General features: G+C 49.8%; 5 protein-coding genes. 2 read left to right on the plus strand and 3 right to left on the minus strand.

Annotated features, from left to right (window positions below):
- Nucleotides 1–437, plus strand: a 437-nt coding sequence (locus tag KOO63_09620) for a hypothetical protein (protein MBU8922063.1), incomplete at its 5' end; no start/stop codon positions are given.
- 201 nt (nt 438–638) lie between these two features.
- On the opposite strand, the gene KOO63_09625 is transcribed toward KOO63_09620, so the two are convergent.
- From KOO63_09625 to KOO63_09635, 3 genes are all read right to left on the minus strand, one after another.
- Nucleotides 639–1768, minus strand: a protein-coding gene (locus tag KOO63_09625) for an IS3 family transposase (GenBank protein ID MBU8922064.1) whose coding sequence is annotated in 2 segments (ribosomal slippage) — nt 639–1519 and nt 1519–1768 — 1131 coding nt in all. Because the reading frame shifts where the segments join, the coding sequence is not laid out codon by codon here.
- Between the two features lie 102 nt (nt 1769–1870).
- Nucleotides 1871–2788 carry an IS3 family transposase gene (locus KOO63_09630; GenBank protein MBU8922065.1) on the minus strand — a complete coding sequence of 306 codons (918 nt, stop codon included), beginning with the start codon at nt 2786–2788 and terminating at the stop codon, nt 1871–1873.
- The gene (locus tag KOO63_09635) at nt 2782–3048 is read right to left on the minus strand and encodes a transposase (GenBank protein ID MBU8922066.1); all 267 of its coding nucleotides are present in this window, start codon (nt 3046–3048) and stop codon (nt 2782–2784) included. Before KOO63_09635 ends, KOO63_09630 begins: the two co-directional genes overlap by 7 nt.
- A gap of 304 nt (nt 3049–3352) precedes the next feature.
- Between KOO63_09635 and KOO63_09640 the strand changes: the two genes are divergently transcribed.
- Nucleotides 3353–3776, plus strand: a 424-nt coding sequence (locus tag KOO63_09640; protein ID MBU8922067.1) for a zinc ribbon domain-containing protein, incomplete at its 3' end; no start/stop codon positions are given.

Below are 3776 nucleotides of genomic sequence, written 5' to 3' on the forward strand. Positions count from 1 at the left end.
AAGAAGAACCGTATGAAGGACTTATGGTGGGGAATTTATGGATTTATCTTCCTTTAGCAAAGGAAAAAGGTTTTCAAGAAAGATATATACCTTTACTTTACGAACAGGACGATTTTTTATTTGATCCGTACATCAGAAATAAAGCGATAGATCATCTTAAGAAAACCGGTATGGTAGTGCTGAATATTCAAAGACTTATGGGAGGTCGCATTAATGAGGGTATTCTTCTTTCGTCAAATCCTGAAGCAGATGTCAGTCCTAATAAATTTTCAGGTAGAGTCATGCGCATGCCTTTCATGGAAGGGTCACCAGAATATTTAAGGTTAATTGTTTTAACTGCTGCAAATCCTTCACTTGATGATTTCCTCCCAATTCCATTATCCTGTACTCCATATATTCAGATATTTTTTCGCCACCACAGTTTTAGTGTTAAATAAAAATTCCTTTTACTTGATGGGGACACTGCGGTGCCCTATTGGCGTGAAGAATATGTTCAAGAAAAATCTTTTGCGACCGTATCTGGAAAAGGTGTTCGACGAATATTCCCCAGACGGCAGACCGGATTTGAAGGTGTTGAAGTTCGGGATGGTCTTGCCCCCGTTTTAGGTCCAACCTGAGGGTGAGTTTTGGGCATAAAATTATGGGGGGCCGGTACCTCCCCGGGACTGGAGCGTAGCGGAAGGCCCGGGGAGGTACCGGGATGCAAACTCCGAGGGTGGAACATTTCCAAGACTGCTGTGAGGTCTTTGTTCATTGTAATCTTTCCGCCACGCTTCCACTTTTTCCTGTGCGTCGTCAAGACTCATAAACCAGTGTTCATTCAGGCACTCCTGGCGGAGTCTTGCATTGAATGCCTCTATGAACGCATTGTCCGTGGGCTTGCCGGGCCTGCTGAAATCAAGTTGCACTTTGTTCCAGTACGCCCACAGATCGACATCCTTCGATATGAACTCCGGCCCGTTGTCCACACGGATAGTTTCCGGCTTTCCGTGCTCGGCGCTGATCTTCTCAAGTTGCTTCACGACTTCAATTCCCCTGATGCGCTGGGCAACGTGTGTTGCCAGACTCTCACGGGTATGGTTATCCACTATCGTTAAAATCCTGATTCGGCGTCCATCATATAGCTGATCGCTCATGAAGTCCATACTCCAGCATTCGTTCTTCTTCGATGCCGTGGGGCGGATTTCCCGTTTCAGACACGCCACGCGTCTCCTGGGCGGCTTCTTCCTCATTGCAAGCCCTTCTTCACGGTACAACCTGTAAACTCTCTTGTGATTCACCTTCCAGCCTTCCCTCTCCAGCAATACATGAATTCTTCTATACCCGTATCCAACACGGGAAAACGCTATATCCCTGATCCTCATTCTCAGTGCCGGCTGAGGGTCTGCCACGCTTTCATACCTGATTGCCGATCTTGCGAATTTCAGCGTCATGCAGGCCCGCCGCTGCGATACCTCGTACGCAATCTGAAGCTCCTGCACGAGATCCCTTTTCACGGCAGGCCTCAGAGCTTTTTTGACAGCACATCCTGGAGCATCTGTTTGTCCAGGGTAAGATCCGCCACCAGACGTTTCAGCCTGATGTTCTCATCTTCAAGCTGCTTGAGGCGGCGAACTTCAGCTGTCCCCAGCCCCTTATACTTCTTCTTCCATCGGCAAAATGTCTGCTCAGCGATCCCCATCTTCCGGCAGATTTCCTGCACCGGTGTTCCACTCTCCGCCTGCCTCAGCGCAAATGTTATCTGCTCTTCACTGAATCTTTTCTTCATTTCCTGATCTCCTTTTCCCTTGCGATTTATTATCCATTTTCTCGCTCAGGTTTTGGACCAGGAAACGGGGTTCAGACCATCCTTACTGGTGGTAATACCTTTCTATAGCGAAAGGATCTCACTTGCTTCACTGCCCAACCGCAGGGAGACAGGAGGTCGACCGGAGGTTGGGCAGTGAAGAGAAATATTTTCCTCGCCACATTCCTGTGCAAATTCCTTCGGTGTCTTGTATCCCAGGCTGCTGTGTGGGCGCAATTCATTATACTCGCGCCGCCAGTTTTCTACTATTTTCTGTGCTTCTTTTTTGTTTCTGAATAATTCCCGGTTAAGGCATTCGGCCCGAAGGCGCGAGTTGAAACTTTCGACGTATGGGTTTTCCCAGGGGCTGCCGGGTGTGATGAATATCGTGGAGCATCCCTGTTCTTCCAGCCACTTGCAGAGGGACCGGGCTATGAACTCCGGGCCGTTGTCGCTTCGGATGTGCTTCGGCGCACCGCGAAGCAGGAACAGCCAGCTGAGGGTGTCCATTACTTTGCGTGATGTTATGGAGCTGTCTACGCGAAGTTCCAGGCACTCCCTGGTATATTCGTCTACTACCACGAGTATGCGAATCTTCTCTCCGCGCTCTGTGCTGTCGGCCACAAAGTCGTAGCTCCATACGTGGTTCCTGTACTGTGCTTTGTTCACTGTTTCCACTGTGTTACCGTGCCGTTTCTTCTTCGGCCTGCGCCGGGGCAGTTGCAGCCCCTCGGCTTTCCATATCCGGTGCACTCTCTTGTGATTCACTTTTTTGCCCTCCCGATCAAGCAGCGCCGCGATCATTCGGTATCCATACTTCTTGTGTATCCAGGCCAGTTCTTTTATCCGGCTCCGGATTTCTGTTTCGTCCTTACGAACTACCGGGACGTATCGAAACCCCGTTCTGGATATTCCCGCCAGAGCGCATCCTTTGTTCTCCGAGAATCCCCAGTCCTTGATCAACGCTTTTGCGGCTGTCTTCCTGTCGGAAGGGCTCACCATTTTCTTGACAACAGATCCTTCAATGCGGCATTGTCCAGCGCCTGCTGTGCCACGATCTCTTTGAGCCGCCTGTTCTCCGTCTCAAGCTGCTTGAGGCGTTTTACCTCGTTCACTTCCATATCTCCGTACTTGTCTCTCCATCTGCGTATCGTGTTCTCGCTTACTGCATACTCCCGGCTCGCCTGGGCTATGCTCTTGCCTCCCAGTACTTCTCCAACAATTCTCACAATCTGCTCTTCCTTGTACCTCTTCCTTTTCATGGCTCGCTTGCCCCCTCTTCCTTAGTATCCCCTCATTCCTCCTTGTTCTTTTCTCGGGGGGCAGGCCACACCCGCTACGTCAGTTTTTTACTTTACTGCAACCTGTTTTTGCATGTGAATACATTAACCTACTGTAGAAACAGTGTCAACAAAGGCGCGGGACACTATTTAATCCTTTTTTGTGCGCACATTTGTGCCAATAGCCTTATGCAGCCCGGGTTTTTTTGGCAATCTATACCTGAATCTCCGCGCGAAAATCTGATTGTTCAGCTATAATATACTTATTCTCGTGGAGAAGACAGCAATGAATTGTCCCAAGTGTAACAAAGAGGTTCCCGGGGGAAAGAAATTCTGCTCGGGCTGCGGCGCACCCATTAGTGCGCCTTCGCCTGCTCCTGCCTCAAAACCGACGAACCCCTCGACCGGGAAAACCAGGCTGCCGCCAGGGACACAACCGGCCGGGGGGAAAGGTAAAAAACGCGGGAAAAAACCTCTGACTTCAAAAGAAATCAAGGGATTCGACCCACCGAAACTGAAACCTGACCTGAAAAAGAAGGCCCCAGAAACCGAATCCACTCCGAAAGTGGACATTCGCAAAATTGCTGTGGATGCCTGGGCTGCCCTGGCCACACCCTGGAAGTTCATCCCTCCAGTTGATTCAAAGTTTTCCGGAACTGTGAAGTCAGGCCTCACTCTTGCCGTAGCTTCTATACTGGTTGCTATCGTTG

The sequence above is a fragment of the Candidatus Latescibacterota bacterium genome, from assembly GCA_019038625.1.
Classification (GTDB): domain Bacteria; phylum Krumholzibacteriota; class Krumholzibacteriia; order Krumholzibacteriales; family Krumholzibacteriaceae; genus JAGLYV01.